This window comes from Longimicrobium sp. (assembly GCF_036399255.1).
GTDB lineage: Bacteria > Gemmatimonadota > Gemmatimonadetes > Longimicrobiales > Longimicrobiaceae > Longimicrobium.
Window position 1 is genome coordinate 1 of sequence record NZ_DASWNM010000098.1, and the last position, 20,038, is coordinate 20,038.

General features: G+C 70.0%; 16 protein-coding genes. 10 read left to right on the plus strand and 6 right to left on the minus strand.

Annotation, left to right across the window (positions count from 1 at the left end; all coding sequences use genetic code 11):
* Window positions 1-347: 347 nt before the first annotated feature.
* The 5 genes from VGC13_RS17850 (at window position 348) to VGC13_RS17870 (ending at window position 8,054) form a co-directional block, all read left to right on the plus strand.
* On the plus strand, window positions 348-1,637 hold the full coding sequence (locus VGC13_RS17850; RefSeq protein ID WP_331126640.1) for a folylpolyglutamate synthase/dihydrofolate synthase family protein: 1,290 nt from the start codon (window positions 348-350) through the stop codon (window positions 1,635-1,637).
* A 456-nt stretch (window positions 1,638-2,093) separates the two neighbouring features.
* Entirely contained in the window at window positions 2,094-3,377 is a 1,284-nt protein-coding gene (gene hisS / locus VGC13_RS17855; RefSeq protein ID WP_331126641.1) for a histidine--tRNA ligase, read from the plus strand.
* 133 nt (window positions 3,378-3,510) lie between these two features.
* Window positions 3,511-4,041 (plus strand): Uma2 family endonuclease, encoded by a 531-nt coding sequence (locus tag VGC13_RS17860; protein ID WP_331126642.1) that lies wholly within the window; start codon window positions 3,511-3,513, stop codon window positions 4,039-4,041.
* Between the two features lie 74 nt (window positions 4,042-4,115).
* Window positions 4,116-5,609 (plus strand): proline--tRNA ligase, encoded by a 1,494-nt coding sequence (proS, locus tag VGC13_RS17865; RefSeq protein ID WP_331126643.1) that lies wholly within the window; start codon window positions 4,116-4,118, stop codon window positions 5,607-5,609.
* Window positions 5,610-6,113: 504 nt separating this feature from the next.
* A complete protein-coding gene (locus tag VGC13_RS17870; protein WP_331126644.1) occupies window positions 6,114-8,054 on the plus strand; it encodes a carboxylesterase/lipase family protein in 1,941 nt (646 codons plus the stop codon).
* Window positions 8,055-8,397: 343 nt separating this feature from the next.
* Here VGC13_RS17870 and VGC13_RS17875 read toward each other — a convergent pair whose 3' ends face one another.
* Complete coding sequence (locus VGC13_RS17875; protein ID WP_331126645.1) at window positions 8,398-9,267, minus strand: hypothetical protein; 870 nt, start codon at window positions 9,265-9,267, stop codon at window positions 8,398-8,400.
* Between the two features lie 173 nt (window positions 9,268-9,440).
* On the opposite strand from VGC13_RS17875, the gene lysA reads away from it, so the two are divergent.
* Complete coding sequence (gene lysA / locus VGC13_RS17880) at window positions 9,441-10,718, plus strand: diaminopimelate decarboxylase (RefSeq protein ID WP_331126646.1); 1,278 nt, start codon at window positions 9,441-9,443, stop codon at window positions 10,716-10,718.
* A 313-nt stretch (window positions 10,719-11,031) separates the two neighbouring features.
* On the opposite strand, the gene VGC13_RS17885 is transcribed toward lysA, so the two are convergent.
* Window positions 11,032-11,595, minus strand: coding sequence for an outer membrane beta-barrel protein (locus VGC13_RS17885; protein WP_331126647.1), 564 nt, complete (start codon window positions 11,593-11,595; stop codon window positions 11,032-11,034).
* 580 nt (window positions 11,596-12,175) lie between these two features.
* Here VGC13_RS17885 and VGC13_RS17890 point away from each other — a divergent pair.
* Genes VGC13_RS17890 through VGC13_RS17900 form a run of 3 tightly spaced genes read left to right on the plus strand, consistent with a single transcriptional unit; the run spans window position 12,176 to window position 15,902 of the window.
* Window positions 12,176-14,590 (plus strand): TonB-dependent receptor, encoded by a 2,415-nt coding sequence (locus VGC13_RS17890; protein WP_331126648.1) that lies wholly within the window; start codon window positions 12,176-12,178, stop codon window positions 14,588-14,590.
* A 2-nt stretch (window positions 14,591-14,592) separates the two neighbouring features.
* Entirely contained in the window at window positions 14,593-15,090 is a 498-nt protein-coding gene (locus VGC13_RS17895) for a sigma-70 family RNA polymerase sigma factor (protein ID WP_331126649.1), read from the plus strand.
* Window positions 15,087-15,902 (plus strand): hypothetical protein, encoded by an 816-nt coding sequence (locus VGC13_RS17900; RefSeq protein WP_331126650.1) that lies wholly within the window; start codon window positions 15,087-15,089, stop codon window positions 15,900-15,902. The genes VGC13_RS17895 and VGC13_RS17900 overlap by 4 nt, the downstream gene beginning before the upstream one ends.
* 70 nt (window positions 15,903-15,972) lie before the next feature.
* On the opposite strand, the gene VGC13_RS17905 is transcribed toward VGC13_RS17900, so the two are convergent.
* Both VGC13_RS17905 and VGC13_RS17910 read right to left on the minus strand, forming a co-directional pair.
* Window positions 15,973-16,386 carry a PIN domain-containing protein gene (locus VGC13_RS17905; protein ID WP_331126651.1) on the minus strand — a complete coding sequence of 138 codons (414 nt, stop codon included), beginning with the start codon at window positions 16,384-16,386 and terminating at the stop codon, window positions 15,973-15,975.
* A 3-nt stretch (window positions 16,387-16,389) separates the two neighbouring features.
* Complete coding sequence (locus VGC13_RS17910; RefSeq protein WP_331126652.1) at window positions 16,390-16,680, minus strand: AbrB/MazE/SpoVT family DNA-binding domain-containing protein; 291 nt, start codon at window positions 16,678-16,680, stop codon at window positions 16,390-16,392.
* A 186-nt stretch (window positions 16,681-16,866) separates the two neighbouring features.
* On the opposite strand from VGC13_RS17910, the gene VGC13_RS17915 reads away from it, so the two are divergent.
* A complete protein-coding gene (locus VGC13_RS17915) occupies window positions 16,867-17,367 on the plus strand; it encodes a protease complex subunit PrcB family protein (RefSeq protein WP_331126653.1) in 501 nt (166 codons plus the stop codon).
* Window positions 17,368-17,840: 473 nt separating this feature from the next.
* On the opposite strand, the gene VGC13_RS17920 is transcribed toward VGC13_RS17915, so the two are convergent.
* Window positions 17,841-18,431 (minus strand): DUF4760 domain-containing protein, encoded by a 591-nt coding sequence (locus VGC13_RS17920; protein ID WP_331126654.1) that lies wholly within the window; start codon window positions 18,429-18,431, stop codon window positions 17,841-17,843.
* Between the two features lie 242 nt (window positions 18,432-18,673).
* Window positions 18,674-19,990 carry a putative glycoside hydrolase gene (locus tag VGC13_RS17925; RefSeq protein ID WP_331126655.1) on the minus strand — a complete coding sequence of 439 codons (1,317 nt, stop codon included), beginning with the start codon at window positions 19,988-19,990 and terminating at the stop codon, window positions 18,674-18,676.
* Window positions 19,991-20,038: the final 48 nt, after the last annotated feature.

The window sequence follows — 20,038 nt, forward strand, 5'->3', positions numbered from 1 at the left end:
TGAAGGGGTGAAGGGGTGAAGGGGGGGCGCCGGACGCATCGTCCCGTCTCGCCTGGACCGCACGGGCTAAAGCCCGCGGCTGGAAAGGCCATAAGCCCCGTCTCGGGTCGTTCCTCCCCGAACGGGGCTTCACCTGCTCGCGTGGGCCGGGTCCATAGGTCACCGATCGCCTTTTCGCACATCCCTTGAAGCCGCGCCCCGCCTGGCGAACTCCGCGAACCTGTCTGCGAGGCTCGCGGCCTTAGCCCGTCTCGACACGAATCGAAGCGCCTCCCCCGTCACCCGTTCACCCCATCACCCGTTCACCCCATCACCTTTCCCTTCGCTCCCATGATATGAATTCCGCGATGAAGCCAGACGACCCCGCGGCGTGGCTGTTCGCCCGGACAACGGGCGGCATTCGCTGGGGGCTGGAGCGTACGGAGGAGCTGCTCGCCGGTGTGGACCATCCGCACCGGCGCTTTCGCGCGCTCCACGTGGGGGGGACCAACGGCAAGGGCTCGGTCAGCGCGCTGTGCGAGTCGGCCCTGCGCGCGGCGCACCCGGGGCGCACCATCGGCCTGTACACCTCGCCGCACCTGGTTTCGTTCACGGAGCGCATTCGCATCGACGGGCGGCCGGTGGACGCGGAGCTGTTCGCGCGGGCGGAGGCGCGGCTGCGGCCCGCTATCGAGCGCACCGGCGCCACCTTTTTCGAGGCGACCACGGCGCTGGCGTTTCTCTGCTTCGCGGAGGCGGGGGTGGACCTGGCGGTGGTGGAGGTGGGGCTGGGGGGGCGGCTGGATTCCACCAACGTCATCACCCCGCTGGCGACGACGGTGACCAACGTGGCGCGCGACCACACCGAGTACCTGGGCGACTCGCTGGAGAAGATCGCCTGGGAAAAGGGCGGGATCTTCAAGCCCGGCGTCCCCGCGGTGATCGGCGAGGAAGACCCGTTCGTGATGGAGGTGCTGCGGGAGCGCGCGGCGCAGGCGGGCGCGCCGCTGGTGGTCCTGGACGCGGTGATCCGCATGCGCGACGTGCAGGTGTCGCTGGAGGGCACGCGCTTTCACCTGGACTCGGAGCGCTGGGGCGCGCACGAGGTGCGAATTCCGCTGGTGGGCGCGCACCAGGCGCGGAACGCGGCGCTGGCGGCGGAACTGCTGGGCGTGCTGCCGGACGACGTGCGGCCGTCGTGGGAGGCGATCGAGGCGGGGTTCGCGGCGGTGCGCTGGCCCGGGCGGATGCAGGTGGTGCGGCAGCGCGGCGGGACGTGGATCTTCGACGTGGCGCACAACCCCGCCGGCGTCGCGGCGCTGGTGGATGCGGTCGACAAGCTCGATCTGCCGCGCCCCCTGGTCCTGGTCGCCGCGGTCCTCTCCGACAAGGAATGGAGCGAGATGCTGCCGCTGCTGCTCGCCCGCGCCGACGCGGCGATCCTGACGACCGCGCCCACCGCGCCAGACGGACGCCGCTGGAACCCGGAGCACGCCGCGCAGTCGCTGGACGCGAAGATCCCCGTCCGCGTGATTCCCGACCTCGCCGCCGCCTTGATGCGTGCGGAGACGATGGCACCCTACGGCACGGTCCTCATTACCGGCTCGGTGCACACAGTGGGAGATGCCTTGGCCGCGCTGGAGATTCCGGTGGTGTGAGATCGGCCGTGGTTGGGCCGGCGGATTCGGGCGTGGAGAGGCGGTCCATTCCGCGCGTCGGCCAAGGCGAACGAGAAACCCCGACCGCCGAGGCGAATGGCCGCTGGGCGAATGGCCGCCGGGCGAATGGCCGATCCGGGCGAATGAATTCGCGGCTGGGAAAACGCGATGTCCGCCTTCGCGGACGAGTGTGTCGCGATCCGCTCGGCAGGTGAAGCCGCGGCCACCCGGGGCGAATGAATTCGAGGCTGGGAAAACGCGATGTCCGCCTTCGCGGACGAGTGTGTCGCGATCCGCGCAGCAGGTGAAGCCCCGCGCAGTTTGCGGGGCTTTCCGCTTTCGTTGCGGCGAGTTCACTCGCTCCCGCGGCAGACAGCCGGCGGCCACGCCCGCCGTTGCCCGCTATTCCCTATTCCCTGTTCCCTATTCCCTGAGCGTTCGCTACATTCCGCGGCTATGTCTAACGCGAACTTTCAGGCACTGCCCGGCTTTCGGGACTTCTACCCCGACGACTTCGCCATCCGCGCGCACATCATGCGCACGTGGCGCGACGTGGCGCGCCGCTACGGATTCCAGGAATACGATGGGCCCCCGCTGGAGCCGCTGGAGCTCTACACGGAGAAGTCGGGGCCCGAGATCGTGCAGCAGCTGTACAACTTTACCGACAAGGGCGGCCGCGAGGTCGCCATGCGTCCGGAGATGACGCCCACCCTGGCGCGGATGGCCGCGGCGCGCGCGGGCGGGCTGCGCAAGCCCATCAAGTGGTTTTCGATCCCGCAGCTGTTTCGCTACGAGCGGCAGCAGCGCGGGCGGCTGCGCGAGCACTTTCAGCTGAACCTGGACGTCATCGGCGAAGAAGACGCCGCGGCCGACGCGGAGCTGCTGGCGGCCGCCATCGACATGCTGCGCGCCTTTGGCCTCACGGAGCAGGACTTCGTGGCGCGCGTCTCGGACCGGCGGCTGCTGCGCGCGCTGCTGCTGCACGCGGGCGTTCCCGAGGACCAGCTGGTGCTGGTGTACAACATCGTCGACAAGCTGGAGCGCGACCCGCGCGAGGTGATCGCCCGGCGGCTGCGCGACGAGGCCGGCATGGGCGGCGAGGCCATCGAGCGCACGCTCGACATCTTTCGCCACACGGACTTCGACGCGGTGCGCCAAGCGTACGGGCAGACGGAGGGCGTGGCGCCCGAGATCGAGCGGATGGGCGAGATCTTTGGCCACCTGCGGGCCATGGGGCTGATGGACTACGTCCGCTTCGACCTCAGCATCGTCCGCGGGCTGGCGTACTACACGGGGATCGTCTTCGAGCTGTTCGACGCGCGCGGCGAGCTGCGCGCCATCTGCGGCGGCGGGCGCTACGACAACCTGCTGGGGCAGGTGGGCGGCGTGCAGCTTCCCGCCCTGGGCTTCGGGATGGGCGACGTGGTGCTGCGCGAGCTGCTGAGCGACCGCGGCCTGCTTCCCGAGACGCGGCAGACGCTGGACTTTTACGTCATCGCCGTGACGCCCGAGCAGCGGCCCGACGCGCTGGGGATGGTGCACCGGCTGCGCGACGGCGGCGCGTCGGTGGACTACGCGTTCAAGCACCAGGGCGTGGGCAAGCAGTTCAAGAACGCCTCGGCCCTGGGCGCGCGCCGCACCGTCGTCATTGGGCCCGACGAGGCGGCCGAGGGCGTGGCGGTGGTCAAGGACATGGAGAGCGGCCAGGAGTCGCGCGTCCCGCTGGCGGAGGTCGGATGACCGTGACGCCCGCGCCGGCATTTCGCTGAGAGCGCTGGCGCGGGCACAGGGAGTGCGCCGGAGGGTTATCCTTCTGGTAGATCCTGGTTGTATTGCGTCGCAGAGGTGAACCATGGCCACCCAGCTACGAACGATGACGGCCGACGAGCTGCTGGCGATGCCGGATGACGGCATCCGCCGCGAACTGGTCGAAGGGGAGCTTCGTGAGATGACGCCTGCGGGTTGGAAGCATGGACGAATCGCCGGAAACATCGCCGGAGAGCTGCGGACCTACGTTCGCGCGCATCGGCTGGGCGTGATGGCGACGGCGGAAGCCAGTTATCGGCTTTCCACGGATCCCGATACAGTCCGCGTGCCTGACGTTTCGTTCGTGCATCAGGCGCGGGTGGACGAGGTCGGAGATCCGGTGGGCTTCTGGCCCGGTGCTCCCGACGCGGCTTTTGAAGTGGTCTCACCCAACGATCGCTACAGCGAGGTCCGCACGAAGGTGGATGAATACCTGGCTGCCGGTACTCGCATGGTCGTTCTGGTGGATCCGCAGAATCGCGAGGTCACGGTCTTCCGGCTGTCCGGGACCCGCACCGAGCTGACTGAAGACGATGTGCTTGATGGTGAGGACGTGGTGCCGGGGTGGAAGCTGCCGGTGCGCGACATCTTTGCCTGATCACGGGCACGATCCGCATGTGAACACGGATCCGCCGCCCGACGCGGCGGATCCTTTGACTATCTGATGATCCCATGGCCAACGAAAAAGCGCTTACCACCCAGGCGGAGGACTTCAGCGCCTGGTACAACGAAGTGGTGCTCAAGGCCGAGCTGGCCGACTACTCGCCCGTGCGCGGCTGCATGGTCATTCGCCCCTACGGCTATCGCCTGTGGGAGCTGATGCGCGACCAGCTGGACCTGCGCTTCAAGCAGACGGGGCACCAGAACGCGTACTTTCCGCTGTTCATCCCCCAGAGCTTTCTTGAGCGCGAGGCCCAGCACGTGGAGGGCTTCGCCAAGGAAGCCGCCATCGTCACGCACACGCGCCTCAAGGCCACCGACGACGGCAAGCTGATCCCCGACCCCGAGAGCAAGCTCGAGGAGCCGCTGATCGTGCGCCCCACCAGCGAGACCATCATCTACGAGATGTTCTCGAAGTGGGTGCAGAGCTACCGCGACCTGCCGCTGCTGTACAACCAGTGGGCCAACGTGGTGCGCTGGGAAATGCGCACGCGCCTGTTCCTGCGCACCACCGAGTTCCTGTGGCAGGAGGGCCACACCGCCCACGCCAGCCACGACGAGGCGCAGGAAGAGACGCTGCGCATGCTGGGCGTGTACCGCGAGTTCATGGAGGAATGGCTCGCGATGCCCGTGGTGACCGGACAGAAGAGCGAGAGCGAGAAGTTCGCCGGCGCGCTGCGCACGTACACGTGCGAGGCGATGATGGGCGACAACAAGGCGCTGCAGAACGGCACCTCGCACAACCTGGGGCAGAACTTCGCGAAGCAGTTCGCGCTGAAGTTCGCCAGCGAGAGCGGCGCCGAGGAGTTTGCGTGGAACACCTCGTGGGGCGCCAGCACGCGCATGGTGGGCGGGCTGGTGATGACGCACGGCGACGACAAGGGGCTGGTGATGCCGCCGCGCGTGGCGCCCATCCAGGTGGTCATCGTCCCCATCTACCGCAAGGACGACGAGCGCGAGCTGGTGATGGGCAAGGCGGCCCAGATCGTGGCGGCGCTGGGCGGCATTCGCACCCACGTGGACGACCGCGACAAGCTTACGCCCGGCGCCAAGTTCTTCGAGTGGGAGATGAAGGGCGTGCCCTTCCGCCTGGAGATCGGCCCCAAGGACATCGCCAAGGAGCAGGTCGTCCTCGCGCGCCGAATTCCCGAGGGCGAGGAGCGCAAGCAGTTCCTTCCCGAGGCCGAGGTGCTGGGGTCCATGGCGCAGCGGCTGGAGGACTACCAGACCTTCCTTCTGGAGCGCGCCCGTGCGCGGCGGGACGAGAACACGCACCGCGGGGTGGATTCGTACGACCGCTTCCGCGAGATCATCGACGGGCCCGGCGGCTTCGTGTACGCCGGCTGGTGCGAGTCGGGGGAGTGCGAGGAGAAGGTGAAGGCGGATACGAAGGCCACGATCCGCTGCCTCCCCTTCGAGGAGTTCCGCAGCGATCCCGCGCCCACCAGGTGCCTGGTCTGCGGCGCGGACGCGACGGTCGAGGCGGTCTGGGCCAAGGCGTACTGAACTCCTTCTCTACCGGCCGGCGAAAGGCCGCCTCCACGATGGGGGCGGCCTTTCGCGTTGTGCGCCGTGATCGCGAAGGTGTCTCACGCAGAGGACGGACAGGGCGCGGAGACGGATGCGCGGGGGGCCGGAATGCGCCGCGAATGCCTCGCGGCTCGCCTTGCCACCTGTAACGATATAATGCAGGTCCTGCGGAGGAGATCCCCGTCCTGGGGGCGTACGGTACGAGACTCCAATCATCCGCCCGGCAAAAAATTCCGCAGAAAATACGTTGGAACATCTGCAGGTACGGCGTGGCTCGATCAGCTGTGGACAGCGGAGAAATGCCAGCAGAATGGCGCTTGAAGCCCGTGGGCGAGTGCCGCGGAACGTTGCACTGAATGCAATGGATCATTACGAAAAAATTCCCGATTGACGGGTTTTGGGGACCTGCGTAGCTTCTGCCCGTGCTACCCTGACTGGTAGCAGTGATCGCATCCCCCCAGACCATCGGAGAGACGACCCATGCATCACGACACACCGCCGCACCTGCCTGAAGCGCTTATCACGCCACCGCGGCGGCGCATACCGCTGCCTCTTGCCGCGGCGGCGCTGCTGGCCGCCGCTCTCGCCGTGCCGGCCGCGGCGCAGCAGCCGGTGCGCCCCGCCTGCACCACCGCCGCCGTGCAGTCGGCCGCGGGCCGCATTTGCGGCACCACGGACACCGCGGTGGTCGCCGGCGGCAAGGCGGTGGTGCCGGTGTATCGCGGCATCCCGTACGCCAAGGCTCCCACGGCCGCCAACACCCTGCGCTGGAAGCCTACGCAGGCGCTGCCCGCGCCCGATACGACCATGCGCGGCACCGCCTTTGGGGCCGCGTGCCCGCAGGGGCTGCTTCCCGACACCACGTCGCGCGCGCCGCTGACCGTGACGGACACCATGCCGTCGGGCCAGTCGGAGGACTGCCTGTACCTGAACGTCTGGACGCCGCCGGCGGGCGCGGCGGCCGGCAAGGTGCCGGTAATGGTGTTCATCCACGGCGGCGCGTTCGTCATTGGCCGCGGGTCGTCGCCCATGTACGACGGCGCGTACCTGGCGGCCGCCGACACCGTGGTGGTGGTGACGCTCAACTACCGGCTGGGCGCGCTGGGATTCCTGTATTCCACCGCGGGCAACAACGGCGTCGCGGGCAACTTCGGGCTGCTGGACCAGCAGATGGCGCTGCGGTGGGTGCGCAGCAACATCGGCGCGTTTGGCGGCGACAGCAGCAGGGTCACGCTGTTCGGCGAAAGCGCGGGGGCCATGTCCACCGGCTTTCACCTGTTCCAGATGCCCAGCAGCAATTCGCTGTTCCGGGCCGCCATCATGGAAAGCAACCCCGTGGGCGCGGTGTACCGCACCCCCTCGCAGGCGCAGGCCGACGGCGACGGGTACATCCAGAAGCTGTGCCATGCGGCCAGCGGCGGCGCGCAGTGCGACCTGGCCATCACGGCGCGCGCGTGGTTCAACCGCAACGCGCAGCGGGTGACCCCGGTGCAGGTGCTGCAGGCGCAGGCGGCGTTCGACGCCCCCGTCTCGGCGGCGGAGCGGGTGCTGCGGTTGATCAACGGCGGCCTTCCCGAGGGGCTACCGTGGACGCCCACCGTGGACGGGCAGCTGGTGCTGGGCCAGCCGCTACTGGGCTATGGCGCCGGCGTGCGCCGCAGGCCGTACATGTTCGGCTTCAACCGCGACGAGGGCGTGCTCTTCGCCGCGCTGGGCGCCAACAAGCTCACCTCGCTGCAGTACAACGCGGTGCTGGACCGGGTGTTCGGCGTGGCGAACGCGGACACGATCCGCAACTACACCGCCGGAACGCAGAAGCCGTACAGCGCGTCCGGCGCCGCGCCGGTGGCGGGGATGCCGGGGCCGGCCTCGGCGCTCAGCAACCTGATCACGGACCTGATCTTCAAGTGCGCCGGCCTGGTGTCGGCGGACTCGGGGTACAGCGCCAACCAGCGGCCGGTGGCCCCCGACACCGCCCATCCGCCCGTGTTCGGCTACCTGTTCCAGCGCTCCCCCGTGCCGTTCATGCTGTACGACACGCTGTCGGAGTGCTCGGCCGGGTCGGGGATGGTGTGCCACGCCGACGAGCTCCCGTACGTCTTCAACACCCTGGCCTGGGCGTCCACGGCCAACACCAGCACCGCGCTGGCCCCCGCCGACACCTCGCTGGCCCGGCAGATGGCGGCGGCGTGGGGCAGCTTCGCCAAGCGGCCCACGCAGGCCCCGGTGAGCGGCTGGACGCCGTACACGCGCACCACGCACGCGCTCTGGTCGTGGTCCGGCGCCCAGAACGGGCCCATGGTGACCGTCGACAGCGGAGCCAACTGCCCGCTCTGGTTCAACCGCTACCCGCTCAAGGGCGGCACGGTGACCGCCGCCGCCGCCCCCCCGGCGTCCCCGCCGCCCGCGGCGTTCCGCTGACGCCGCGGTCCGCGTCCGCCGGAACGACGAAAGGCCGCCCCCACGCCGGGGGCGGCCTTTCGCGTATTGTCATCTCCCGCGCCGGCTCCGTAGCTTGTCCTGGGTGCTGCCCAACCCTGAAACGTCACCGGCAGCCTGATACCAGATCTTGAAAAGAATAATCGTACAGAGGAACAGAGTCAGACAGAGAAAGCAAGTTGAAATATCATCTTGGTTCCTCTATCTGACTCTGTTCCTCCGTACCCTTGAAGGTGTTGTTTTTCCGGATCCGGTATGACTTCCTGAGTTGCGGCGCGGCGCCTCCCTCAGGAAGTCAATTCGGAGAGGGATGGAGCAATCCCTCTCAGAACCGCAGGATCCACCTCTGCGTCGGCGGCGGGGGTGCGGGGTCGTCCTGCTTGGGGCCGATGGCCAGCGCGTCGATGCCCAATGCCTGGCGCAGCGAAACGCTCAGCGCCGGGCCTCCCGCGCGGCACCCGGTCTCGGGGTTGCAGGGCCCCGGCGGCAGCCCGCCGGGCGTGCCGGGGCGGCCTTCGGGCGCGGTGGCGGCGCGGGTCAGCAGCCAGTCCAGCGCGCCGCGCTCCTCCGCCGGAAGCCGCGCCGAGAACTCGGCCAAGCGGCGGCCCAGGCTCTGCGGCGGCGGCGCGGGATCGTCCTGCTTGGGGCCGATGGCGACGGCGTCCGTGGGGGTGGGGCGTGGCGCCTGCGCTCCCGGGCGGGTGCCTACCCGCGTCCGCGCGCCCGCCTCCGACTGCGTGCCGCCCTGCACGATGATGCCGGTGGCCGGGGACGCCGTGCGCCCGCCCTGGACGATGATCCCGCTGGCGCCCGCCGTCCGGCCGCCCTGGACGATGTTGGCCACGCGGCTGGCGGCGTCGTCCATCCCCGGCGGGTCCCCGCACCCGCCGCCGGGGCCGATCTCCAGCACTGGCGTCACACGCACTTCCGCCGCGGCCGGGGTGGGGGCGTGGGCGGCGCGCAGCAGCACGCCTTGCCACAGCGCGCCCTCCGCCGCCGGCAGGGCGACGGCAAAGCTGTCCAGCCGCGCCGCCAGCGACTGCACGTGCCGGGGCCAGACGACGATCGTGTTTCCGTTGCCGGGCCCCCGCATGCGCACGGAGGCGGGGGCGCCGGGCTGCTGCGCCGCCAGCGGAACGGCGGCGACGAGCGGCGCCAGCAGGGCGGCAAGGCGGGTGGAGTGCATCAGGCGCATGGAGGTCCTCCGCGGGTGCGGGGTCGGCGGGCCGGAAGCCGGACGGCTTTCGGGTGGATGCAAGAGCCAGTACACTGCATCGGTAGCAGCCGCGCGTCAATGATCAAGGCGTGCGGCTCGGATCGTGCGCGATTCGGGGCGGGACCCCATCTACAACACGCAGGGAGGACGGGTTGGAGGATACGGCTGCTGTGGCGGGAACGACGGACGCGTTTCCGCGCGTCGGCGGGATCATGCATTGCGAGGGCGTGCCGCTGCCGGAGCTGGTGGCCCGGTGGGGCACGCCGCTGTACGTGTACAGCCAGGGCGCCATCCGCGAGCGCTACCGCGAGCTGGACGACGCGCTGGCGCCGGTGCCGCACCTGATCGCCTACTCGGTCAAGGCCAACGGCAACCTGGGCGTCCTGCGCACGCTGGCGGAGCTGGGCGCCGGCTGCGACATCGTCTCGGGCGGCGAGCTGCACCGGGCGCTGATGGCGGGCATTCCCGCGGAGCGCATCGTCTTCAGCGGGGTGGGCAAGACGGTGCACGAGCTGGCGGCGGGGCTGCGCGCGGGCATCTACGCCTTCAACGTGGAAAGCGAGGGCGAGCTGTGCGCCCTGAGCGACCTGGCGTGCGCCATGGGGACGCGGGCGCCGGTGGCCCTGCGGGTGAACCCCGACATCGACACGCCCACGCCGCACGCGTACACCCGCACCGGCCACGCGGCCACCAAGTTCGGCATCGCGGCGGCGCGGGCGCGGGCGCTGTACAACATCGCGGCCCGCATGCCGGGGATCCGGCTGCGCGGCATCGACGTGCACATCGGCTCGCAGATCCTTGACGTGGCGCCCTTTCGCGACGCGCTGGAGTACGTGCTGGACCTGGCCCACGACCTTCGCCAGGCCGAGGTGGACCTGGAGTTCCTGGACCTGGGCGGCGGGCTGGGGATCAGCTACGAGGGCGGGGCGCGGATCAGCGCGGCCGAGTGGGCGGCGGAGATCGTGCCGGCGGTGGCCGAGACGGGGCTCAAGCTGGTGGTGGAGCCCGGGCGCTTCCTGGTGGGCGAGTCGGGCGTGCTGCTGACGCGCGTGCTGTACGTAAAGGAGGGCGGCGGCAAGCGCTTCGTGATCACCGACGCGGGGATGAACGACCTGATCCGCCCCAGCCACTACAGCGGCTGGCACGCGGTGGAGCCGGTGCAGGCGCCCGGGCGCGAGCGGGTGCGCGTGGACGTGGTGGGGCCGATCTGCGAGACGGGCGACTTCCTTGCGCTGGACCGCGAGATGGAGCTGCCCAAGCCCGGCGAGCTGCTGGCCATCATGACGGTGGGCGCGTACGGCTTCAGCATGTCCAGCCAGTACAACCAGCGCCCCCGTCCGGCCGAGGTGATGGTGAGCGGCGACGAGGCCACCCTCGTCCGCCGCCGCGAGACGGTGGACGACCTTGTCGCGGCGGAGATGGATTTGTAGGTTGCTTTCGGTCGATGGAAAGCGAGGAGAGGCGGCCCCCGGTGTTTCGGGGCCGCCTCTTGTCGTTATGCATGCTTCGCCAGAATAGCCTCACACGGAGTCAACGGAGTCAACGGCGTTTTCTCGTGCTCGTCCCCAGGCCTCCGTGTGATACCGAATCCGGAAAAACAACACCTTTATGGGTACAGAGGAACAGAGTCAGACAGAGGAGCCAAGATGATATTTCAGCTCGCTTTTCTCTGTCTGACTCTGTTCCTCTGTACGATTGATCTTTTTCGGGATCTGGTATGAGGTGTCTTCGGGGGAGATGGGTTTACAGCTTGATGGTGACGCCCAGCGTGTGCTCCATGTTCGACCCGGTGACACCGTCCTGGTGCTGGTCCATGCGGTAGCGCAGCTCGCCGCGCAGGCCAATGCCGCCGCGCACCGGCACCCGCAGGCCCGCCATCACTTCCTGCGTGGGACGGATGAAGCGGTCGCCGCCGTCCGGATCCAGCCGGCCGAACAGCCCCGTCGCGATGCCGACGTACGGGGTGGCGAGGCGCGTGGGCAGCTGCGCCTGCAGGCCCACCGTGGCGGTGGCCAGGCTGCTGTGCGTCTGGTAGGCCTCCTGCACGCCCTGGGCGATGGGACGCGTCATCGTGGTGCCGGGGCGGGCGTACGAGCTGCCGACCTCGGCGCGCAGGTAGCGCGAGACGGGCCAGTCCACGCGCACCGCGCCCATGGGGATCAGGTCGCCGCCCTCGCGGCTGTAGCTGAATCCGCCGCCCTGCACGGTCACCGTGGCGCCCTGCTCCGCCGTCTGCGCGGCGGCGGGGGAGGCGGCCAGCGCCGCCGCGGCAAGGGTGGCGCCCACGATCGTACGAATCATCTGCATCGGTCTGCTCTCCTGCATGGAATGGATCAGGCGGACCTGCCGCCAAGGCGAACTCGGGTCGTTTCCGGCGGGGCGAACAGTCTCGTTCATCGCCCCCGCAACCATGTGATGCACAACGACTTCGGTTTCTGTCAGCCCGTCGCCCGGCGCTCACAACCATGGGATGCGCGACGCCATCCGTTTCTGTCATCCACCCCCGAAAGCACTCTCCACGCACCCGGAATCCAGCGGCCAACCTCCATCCCCAAACTCCGTTGACTCCGTTGACTCCGTTGACTCCGTTGACTCCGTGTGAGTTCCCCCACCTGCTGCGCAGATCCTTGCTTACCGAACCTGGGCTGGCAGTAGCGGCATCCGGCCCGCTGTTGCCGGCTATTCCCTATTCCCTGTTCCCTATTCCCTGCGTGGCCCATCCGTTACGGAGCCCTGTCCCGCACGCTTTTCGCTTCTCCGCGCGCGAGGGGTGACAGAAACGGGGCGGCTCGCGCATCCCATGGATGAAGCGGGGCAGGGTGCCGCCGCGGTGCAGAAGGAGAATGCGGTGTCCCGGCCGGTCTGGTACCTGACAATCGTTCGATGGATGGCGGCGCTCGCGCTGCTGATTGCGATCCCCGCCGCCGCGCAGACGGGGGAGGGGACGATCTCCGGGTCGATCCTGGATGCGCAGCGCGCGCAGCCCATCCCCGGCGCCCGCGTGGTGCTGCTGGCGGAGGGCGCCGGCGCCCTGCCGGACGGCGACGCGGCGTTCATCCCCGGCGCGCGGGTGGCGGTCTCGGGCGAGGACGGGGGCTACCGCTTCACGGGGCTTCCTGCCGGGCGCTATCGGCTGCACGTGACGCGCGTGGGCTATCGAAGCAGCACGCTGGGCGTGGAGCTGCGCGGCTCGGCGGACTCGCGCGTGTCGGTAAGCCTGACCGTGCAGGCCATCGCGCTGGCCCCCGTACGGGCGCAGGGCGACGCACCGCAGCCGTTCGCGCGGCGCGAGGTGGATGAAGCAGGGCAGCAGGCGGCGGATGCGGCGCGGCTGGCGGCGGAGCGGCTGCGGCTGCGCGAGTACGTGCCCACCGACGTGCACGCGCTCACCCAGGCGGACGTGCTGGAGGCGGTGACGCTGGGCGAGCCGGACGTCTTTCGCGCGCTGCAGCGCATTCCCGGCGTGTCCACGCGCGACGACTACACGGCCGAGCTGTGGACCCGCGGCGCGCCGTGGGACCAGACGCGCGTGTTCTTCGACGGGGTGCCGCTGTTCAACCCGCTGCATGGCGTGGGCGCGTTCAGCGGGGTCAGCCCGGGCGCGGTGGGCGCGGCGTGGCTGCACCCGGGCGTGCTTCCCACCGCGCTGGGCGGCGCGGCGGCGGGCGTGCTGGACCTGCGCACCCGCCGCGCCACGGGCGAGGGGCGGGTGAACGGGCTCGCCGACCTTTCCGTCGTGGGCGCGGGGCTGGCGCTGGACCAGCGGGTGAGGGACGGGCGCGCGGGGTGGATGGTGGCCGGGCGCCGCACCTACCTGGACGCGCTGAGCGCCGGCATCGCCCGCGCCACGAACGACGACGACCTCTACATCCCCTACGCCTTCTGGGACGTGGCCGCACGCGCGGACCTGCGCCTGGGCGAGTCCGCGGCGCTGGAGGCCAGCGGGCTGGTGGAGCGCGACCACGTGCGGGACGAGGTGCCGGGGGTCGTGGAGCGGATCGCGGCGTCGTGGGGGAACACGGCCGGGCGCGTCACGCTCTCCGCGCCGCTGGGTGGATGGCGCACGCGCCACACCGTCTCCGTCAGCCGGTACGCCGCGGACGTCCGCGACCTGCCGCGCCCGGACTACGAGGCGGGCCTTCCCGCCCGCGCCAGCCGCAACCGCGTGGCGCACCTGGCCCTGGCGGGCGAGGTGGAGCCGCGCGGCGGGTGGAGCGGGGGATGGGAGCTGTCGCGGCTTGCCGCCGGCTATCGCGGCGCCGCGCCCGTGCCCAACCCGCGCGCGGAGGACCGGCCGCTCTTTTCCCCCGCGCGCTCCCTGGCGATGGGCGCCGCCTGGGCGGAGCGGCGCTGGAACCCGGACGGGCGGACGACGCTGCTGGCGGGGCTCCGCGTGGAGGGCGGCGAGGCGGTGCGCGGCGGCGGACCCGTGCGCCTGGCGCCGCGGCTGACCGGGCGCGTGCAGCTGGGCGGCGACGTCTCGCTTTCCGCCGGCGTGGGGCGAAGCTGGCAGTACACGCAGGCGCTGCAGGCGGGCGGGCTGGAGATCCGCGCCTTTCAGGCCAGCCACCTCTGGCTGCTGGCGGGCGAGCAGGTGCCCGCCATCCGCTCCGACGTGGCCACGGCCGGCGTGGAGGCGTGGTTCGGGGACGGGTGGATCGCGGACCTGGACGTGTACGCCCGCCGCTCCGCCGGGGTGGCGGTCCCCCGGCCGGAGCCCGGAACGGCGGCGGGGGAGGCGCTGTTCTCCGCCTCGCGCAACGACGCGGCGGGGATGGAGCTTTCCCTGCGGCGGCTGGTGGGGCGGTGGACGGTGTCCGCCGGCTACACGCTGGCGCGGTCGGAGCTGCGGGCGGACGGCTACCGCTGGCCCGCGCCCGAGGACCGCCGCCACACGCTGGACGCCACCACGATGGTGCGCGCGCGCCCCGGCCTGCGCGTGGGCGCGGCGCTCACCGCCGCCAGCGGCGCGTCGTTCACCCGGCGCTTCTCGGAGCAGATCGGGGACGAGGGCGGCGACCCGGCTGAGGACGTGCGCACCGGCGACCCCGGCGCGGAGCGCACCCCGGAGTACCTGGGGGTGGACCTGCTGGTGGACTGGACGCGCCGCTTTCGCGGGTGGGACCTGAACGCCTACCTGCAGCTGCGCAACGTGCTGGGGCGCGACAATCCCGCGCGCTACAGCGGCAGCGGGTCGTGCGCGCAGATCGGCCCCGGGTGCCAGCCGCAGGACCGCGTGACGGACCAGTTCGAGCCCGGGCTTCCCCGGCTTCCCCTCGTCGGCTTTCGCGTGCGGTTCTAGGGATGGACGTCGCGCGCCTCTACGAAGAAAACTACCGCACCCTCTCGCGCTACCTGTTCCGCTTTACGGGCGATGCGGACCGGGCGGCGGACGCGGCGCAGGAGGCGTTCGTGCGGCTGATGCAGCAGCCCCCGCGCAGCGCCGAGAACCCGCGCGCGTGGCTGTTCAAGGTGGCCACCAACCTGGCCAACGAGTCGTCGCGCACGGCCACCCGCCGGCGCATGCTGCTGATGCGCGCGCCCGGCCGCGCCCCCCACGCCGACCCGCCCCCCGCGCCCGACGAGGCGCTGCAGCGCGCCCTGCGGCGCGACGTGGTGCAGGAGGCGCTGCTCACGCTTTCGGAAAAGGAACGGATGGCCCTGCTGATGAGGGGAGAAGGATTCGCGCAGAAGGAGATCGCCGAGGCCGTGGGCACCACCACGGGCTCGGTGGGCGCGCTGATCAGCCGCGCGCTGGGCAAGCTGGCCGGGCGGCTGGAGCTGGACAGGGAGGACGTGTGAGCAACCCCGCCGCCGGGCCCGTGCACCTGGACGACAGCGACCTGCTGGCCCTGGTGGACGACGAGCTCACCCCCATGGAGCGCGACGTGCGCCTGGTGCACGTGGCCCGCTGCGACGACTGCGCCCAGCGGCTGCAGGTGCTGCGCCGGCGCGCGTCGGGCTTTTCGCGCCTGCTGGCCGACGTGCAGCTGCCGGACGACTTCGTCTATCCGCGCCTTCCCGAGCCGGCGCGCGTCACGCCGATCACCGCCGCGCCCTCCCTCCGCCGCACCGGCTGGACGCACTCCGCCTGGGCGCGCGCGGCGGTGGTCGCGCTGGTCGTCATCGTCCCCTTTGCCACCGTGGCGCCGCTGCGCGCGTGGGCGCTGGACCGGCTGGATGCCGCGTGGGGCCAGGTGCGCGATGCGTTCGGCGGCGCGGACGAGCCGTCCGCGCCCACTCCGCCGCCCGCTGCACCGGCGGCGGCGCCCGCCGCGGAGGCGCCGGCGAGCGGGTCCACCGTGTTCTTTACGCCCGCGCCCGGCCGCTTCGTGCTGGACGTCGGCGCCGGGCAGGCGTCGGGGAGGCTGACGCTGGGGCGCGCGGAGGGTTCCGAGGGCTCCGCCGAGGTGGTGGGCGGCGCGACGGAGACGCCGCTGGTGTCGGAGAGCGGAATCCGCATCCTGAACACCGCCGCCTCCACCGCCAGCTACCGCGTGCTGCTGCCGGCCACCGTCGCGCGCGTGCGGGTGCGCGTGGGGAGCGGCCCGCCCATCGACCTCACCGCCGCCGACCTCGCCCGCGGCCGCGTGGTGGAGCTGGCCGCGCCGTAGCAGGCCGCAGCGTCATCCTGCTCAGGTGCCCATGAACGAAGAACGGGAGCCGCGCGTGCGGCTCCCGTTTTCACGCGGAGGTGTCTTCGTCCGCGCGTAGCTGCAGGTAGGCGGCGGGGCGGAGGATGAAGACGCCGCCGATCTGCTTTTCGTACCACGGGCCGAAGTGCGTTTGGTCGCCGGTGATCAGGTGCGTGGCGCCGCTGACGATGGCGGCCGAGAGGATCGGCCGGTCTTTTTGGGGGAGGGCGACGTCCGGCGGCAGCGCCCACGAGCCGCTTTCGCTGATCACCCGCACCCCGTCCGCAAGCTCCTCCAGGCGCCGCCGGGGGCCGGCTCCGCCCAGGTTGCGGCGGGCCTCCTCCAGCGCGTACTCCGACGTCACCAGCTGCGTCTCCGGCAGCGTCCACAGCTCTCGCAGGCGGGACTGGGCGCTGTACGCGGCGGAGAAGAGCACGTTGGCGTCCAGAAACAGGACGTGCACGCGTCAGGCGAGGGGCCGCTCGTGCGGAATGGCGTCAGGATCCAGCCCCATCCGCCGCACTTCTCCCACGGCCCAGACATATTCATCAGGGCCGATGGCGTTGTTCAGCAGGAACTCCGCCTTTCGCGCATCGCTGTAGCGCTCCACCGGCAGCACCACCGCCGGCCGCAGCAGGATCCCGTCGTCGACTGCTTCCGCAATGATCATGGCTCCTTCCTCCATTCCGAACTGGCGCCGAAGCTGCGCGGGCAGGACCACCGTGCCCCGCTGGCCCACTCTGATCGAATCTCCCATGTACCGCTCCTTCAGAATGTCAGAAGTTCTGATATTATGCAAGCCCTTTGCCGCATGCGCAATAAACACATGCCAACGCTGGCGTGGAAGGCGCGCCTCGACGTAGCCCTGGTGTCACGGATGAACGCGGTTGTACGCTTGTAGCTGCGGAGGCAGGTCAAAAAACCCGTACGGATGCAACCGAAGATGAGAACGACTCGCCTGATTCCCCTGATGCTTGCCGCGCTCGCCGCCTGCGCGGAGTCGCCCGCCGGTGGACTGCCGCTGGTCGACCTTCCCGGGCAGGCGGTCGCCGTCACCCCGGTGGGCGAACGATATCCATCCTACTACTCCGGGTTCGAGCAGTCTGCGCGGATCGTGGTGGAGGATGCGGAAGAGTGGGCGCAGGTCTGGAGCCGCCTGTGGAACAACCAGCACCCCGTGCCGCCGCTGCCCGCCGTGGACTTTTCGCGGGAAGTGGTGGTGGTGGCCGCCATGGGCACGCGTCCCAACGGCGGGTACTCCATCCGCGTGCAGGCGGCGGCGGTGCACGAGGGCAGCCTGACGGTGCGGGTGGTGGAAACCTCGCCCGGCAGCCGCTGCGTCACCACGCAGGCCATCACCACGCCCACGGACGTGGTGCGCGTGGCGCGCTCGGGCCTGCCGGTTCGCTTCACCACGGCCACGGGCGTCCTCAGCTGCCGCTGAGTAAGGCCCCGCACGCTGCTGGATGAAAGCAGGATTGTCATTCCGAGGCCCGGCCGCACCGTCGTCGGACGCTCGCGCCGCGGGTTGCAGGGCCGAGGAATCTACTGTCGGCCTCCTCGAGAGTGGACGCGGCAGCCCGCTCCATACGTGCGGCGGCGAAACAGCCAGACAGGGCCGGTCCGGGGCGTCGCGGCAGGCCACGAGGAGACGGAGAGTAGATTCCTCGGTCGCGCGCAGGCATCACGGCAGGGCAGGGTCCTGGGTGGCGCTCCCTCGGAATGACAGTTCGGGGTGGGGCAGGCCGCGGAGCTTCGCCAACGCCTTCGGAAACCGATCCAGCGCAACGAAAGAACGCCTCCGGCGCCGTGCCGAGGCGTTCGTTGTTTGCGGCGGATGGAGACGCGCTACTTCCCCGCGGCCAGCCGCTCGCGTTTCGTTCTCGCGCCATGCGCACTGGCCAGAACAGTATACGATTATGATCGCGACAAGGTACTTTGAAATTCCCGAAACTCAGCTACTCGCTTCAACTCATAGTCTCTGAAACGGGTTATCCGCGCAGGGGAAAAATCGCCTGGGACCACGCCCCGTCTCAATCCATAGTCGCGGAGTATAGCGTTCAGCCGCTGAAAATGACAGTAGAGGGTGGGATCTTCGTTCTCCTTGCGGATGTCTCGAATCTCACGCTCTAGCATGGCCCAGTAGTGTTCCACATAGTAGCTATATAGTTCCCACGCAATTTCTTGGCTGACGACCTGTTTCTCGACGTAGAGACCTAGGTTTTCGAAGAAAGTACAAACAGTTTCTTCCGCATTTTCGAAGAAGGGTCCTTGATCCTTCCAATGTGCGCAGGTGAGGCCACGGGCGTAAACCAACTCTGGGGACGTCCACTGATGCTGTATGCCTGCCAGAGCGGTCAGCACGTTAGCATGACTCTGCAGCCGTATCTGTTGCCCAATGAATAGTAAGCTCAACGCGACGATTATCGCTTGAGCCATAGCCCAGAACCACTCAGATTGACTGCCGATAAAGAATGGGCTACCGGAGACTACCGTATCTACTTCCATTTTCCCTCCTGAGGAAACCGGACGCATTGACGGAACATCGTAAAATTATGATCTAAGCATCACAAATCGTATTGACAAGGATGGTCTGATATGAGCCCCGCCTATCTCGACATCTTGGATGTAAGGGCATTCCCCCAAGGCTCCGGGTGTGGGAAACCCTTGCTTCCGTTGTACCCACCGCAACGAAAGAACGCCTCCGGCACGGTGCCGGAGGCGTTCGTCGTTGCGGTGGATGAGACGCGCTACTTCCCCGCGGACAGCCGCTCGCGTTCCGCGGCGGCGCCCTCGCGGTCCAGGCGGTCCACCGTGGCGGTCACCGCGGCCGGCACGGAGGCGGCGCGGGCTTCGGGCGCGGTCTCGCGGGCAAAGGCGCCGGCGATCTGCGCGTAGTTGCTGCCGGGGTGCCAGAAGATCCAGTCCTCGATCCCCAGGTCGTACAGCGCGCGGATCTGGTCGCGGGCCTGCTCCGCACGATACGGAAAGCCGCGGTCGTTCCACGTGGCCGTGAACGCCTGGATCCAGGGAACGATGCGCGCCGGCTCCACCCCCGCCGCGCGCAGGCGGTCGTTGCGCAGCACCCCCATCCCCACCGACGCGCGCACCGTCTCGTACGGCTGGCGGTTGGGACGGCGGATCCCCGCAAGGTGCGTGGGAAAGTAGTGCGAGGGATACACCATCGGCAGCACCGCGTCGGTCACGGCGCTGATGCGCTCCCACTGCTGCCCGATCCCCACGTCGCGCGACTCGTTCATCGACAGCCCGAACACGTCGGCCGTCACCGTGGCGCCCAGCGGGTGCAGCCGCGCGCGCGCCGCCGCCAGGAACCCGGCGATGGCGTCGGTGCGGTTGCCCGTCGAGTCGGCCTCGGGGTGCACCTGCGTGGGCAGGCTGCGGTACTGCTCGGGAAAGCGCACGTAGTCGAACTGCACCTCGCGGAACCCCGCGCGCACCGCCTCTTCGGCCACGGCGACGTTCATCTCCCACACGTCGCGGTCCCACGGGCTCACCCAGCTGAGCCCCTGCCTGTCGTGCCACACCGAGCCGTCCGGGTTGCGGATGCTCCACTCGGGCTTGAGCCGCGACAGCCGCGGGTCCTTGAAGACGACGACGCGGGCGATGGCATGGATGCCGTGCGCCCGCAGCGTGTCGACCACGGCCTTCAGGTCGCGCACGGGAATGCTGCGCTCGTGCGCGGCCTCGCGGGCGACGGCCACCGTGCTGGGAAAGCGGACGCCGTCCTCGTCCTTGACGTCCACCACGAAGGTGTTGATCTCGGTGCTGTCGGCCAGCGCCAGCAGCGCCGCGCGCTTGGCCGGGTTGCCGATGGCGTACGAGCTTACGTAGATGCCGCGGATGATGGGCGGCGCCGCGTCGCGCGGGCGGGGCGCGGGGGGCGCCGGCGGCTCCGCGGCGTCCCGGGCCGGGGATGGTTCGGACACCAGGGAAGACGCCAGCTTGAGCTCTCGCTCCGCCTCGCGTCCCAGGTCCATGCAGGCGGCGCCCGCGATCAGCGCGCAGACGAGGGCGGGGACGATCCAGCGGCGGCCCGGGGACTGCATGAGAGCACCAGAAATCTGAAGACTGCGGACTGCGGGTGCACCCGGAGC

Coding starts and splice junctions, on each gene's coding strand:
- VGC13_RS17890 (WP_331126648.1), top strand. CDS start 12,176: ATGGCGGCGCTCGCGCTGCTGATTGCGATCCCCGCCGCCGCGCAGACG.
- VGC13_RS17920 (WP_331126654.1), bottom strand. CDS start 18,431: ATGGAAGTAGATACGGTAGTCTCCGGTAGCCCATTCTTTATCGGCAGT.
- proS (WP_331126643.1), top strand. CDS start 4,116: ATGGCCAACGAAAAAGCGCTTACCACCCAGGCGGAGGACTTCAGCGCC.
- VGC13_RS17870 (WP_331126644.1), top strand. CDS start 6,114: ATGCATCACGACACACCGCCGCACCTGCCTGAAGCGCTTATCACGCCA.
- VGC13_RS17910 (WP_331126652.1), bottom strand. CDS start 16,680: ATGGGAGATTCGATCAGAGTGGGCCAGCGGGGCACGGTGGTCCTGCCC.
- VGC13_RS17885 (WP_331126647.1), bottom strand. CDS start 11,595: ATGCAGATGATTCGTACGATCGTGGGCGCCACCCTTGCCGCGGCGGCG.
- VGC13_RS17850 (WP_331126640.1), top strand. CDS start 348: ATGAAGCCAGACGACCCCGCGGCGTGGCTGTTCGCCCGGACAACGGGC.
- VGC13_RS17915 (WP_331126653.1), top strand. CDS start 16,867: ATGAGAACGACTCGCCTGATTCCCCTGATGCTTGCCGCGCTCGCCGCC.
- VGC13_RS17875 (WP_331126645.1), bottom strand. CDS start 9,267: ATGCGCCTGATGCACTCCACCCGCCTTGCCGCCCTGCTGGCGCCGCTC.
- hisS (WP_331126641.1), top strand. CDS start 2,094: ATGTCTAACGCGAACTTTCAGGCACTGCCCGGCTTTCGGGACTTCTAC.
- VGC13_RS17860 (WP_331126642.1), top strand. CDS start 3,511: ATGACGGCCGACGAGCTGCTGGCGATGCCGGATGACGGCATCCGCCGC.
- VGC13_RS17895 (WP_331126649.1), top strand. CDS start 14,593: ATGGACGTCGCGCGCCTCTACGAAGAAAACTACCGCACCCTCTCGCGC.
- VGC13_RS17925 (WP_331126655.1), bottom strand. CDS start 19,990: ATGCAGTCCCCGGGCCGCCGCTGGATCGTCCCCGCCCTCGTCTGCGCG.